At 58.9% G+C, this 1,446-nt stretch carries 2 protein-coding genes; both read left to right on the top strand.

What is annotated here, in order from left to right:
* On the top strand, window positions 1–741 hold a 741-nt coding region (locus tag AC629_RS44490), incomplete at its 5' end, for a DUF1194 domain-containing protein (RefSeq protein ID WP_084810846.1).
* Window positions 742–919: 178 nt separating this feature from the next.
* A partial coding sequence (locus AC629_RS44485) for a thioredoxin family protein (protein WP_143199970.1) occupies window positions 920–1,446 on the top strand: 527 nt, incomplete at its 3' end.

Genomic DNA, 1,446 nt, shown 5'->3' with positions numbered 1-1,446 from the left:
GACACCAACCACAGTGTACAGCCCGTCAATGTCGTGCTCGTTATCGCCGTCGACGTCTCCTATTCGATGGATATGGACGAGCTTGCCATTCAGCGCGAGGGCTATGCACAGGCCATCGTCTCGAAAGACTTCCTGCAGGCGCTGAGGGCCGTTCCGGGCAGCAAGGTGGTCGTGACCTATTTCGAGTGGTCGATGTCGGGCGACGAGAAGATCATCGTTCCCTGGCGCATGATCGACGGCCCGGAATCGGCGGATGCAGTGGCCGCCGAGATCATGAAAGCGCCGGTTCGTCGAGGTTCGAGTACCTCGATTTCCGGCGCGATTAATTTCGCGGTGCAGCTGTTCGAAGAGAATCCGTATCGCGGATTGCGGCGCGTCATCGATATTTCCGGCGATGGGCCGAACAACGACGGAGCCCCCGTAACCGGCGCGCGCGACGCTGCCCTGGAGAAAGGCATCATTATCAACGGCCTCCCGATCCTTGTGAAGGAGCCATCCCTGTCGACGACCGATATCGAGAATCTCGATCTCTATTACGAGGACTGCGTGATCGGAGGGCCGGGCGCCTTCGTCATGACGATCAAAGATCGTGAAAAATTCCAGGAAGCGATCCGGACCAAGCTTGTTCGCGAAGTTGCGGGCCTCACGCCAGAGAGCGGGATCGTCCCAGCCGCCGAGAAAGAGCCCCGGGTGCCCTGTCTGATCGGCGAAACAAAATCGCAGGAGCGCGGCCGGCGATGAGTGTCGAGACAATCATTCAGAGCCGCCGGACGAAGAAACTTTAGACAGCCGTATATTGTGGCCGCCCCCACGCCGCTGGGGCATTGGAGGTGCTAACGTCCGTTCGTGGCCCACACCGACGAATTCCCGCGCTCGTCCAAATGGCGGCTGTTAAGGGTCGACCGGAAATGGTTGACGTATGGCCAAACGACGCGACTGGCGAACAGGTTTTGGAAACTGTGCACCAGCAGGCCGTCGTCAGCTTATTTTGGGCCACAAAGGAGGTGCGATATGGCGACAGCAGCTACCCAAGCCGTTTTTTGATACGCCGGCGGCGGTGTTCCAGCTTCCGGCCACCGACGGCAAGACTTACGCACTGGACGACGTTGCGGGCGAAAAAGGCACAGTCGTCGTCTTCATCTGCAACCATTGTCCCTATGTTAAAGCGGTGATCGATCGCGTGGTTTCGGACGCCCGCGTGCTGATGTCGGAGAGCATAGGCTTTGCGGCGATTTGCTCGAACGATGCGGCGAGCTATCCCGAAGACTCATTTGAGAATATGAAGCGTTTCGCGAAGGCTCATGATTTCCCGTTTCCATATCTCCACGACGAGACCCAGACAGTCGCTCGGGCGTATGGGGCGGTCTGTACGCCGGACTTCTTCGGCTACAATGCCGACCGCAAGCTCAAGTATCGCGGCCGGCTCGACGAAGGGCGCACAACTCC

This window comes from Bradyrhizobium sp. NAS80.1 (assembly GCF_001908205.1).
GTDB lineage: Bacteria > Pseudomonadota > Alphaproteobacteria > Rhizobiales > Xanthobacteraceae > Bradyrhizobium.
Note: the sequence above shows the minus strand (reverse complement) of the source record. Positions and strands in the feature narration are given on the sequence as shown.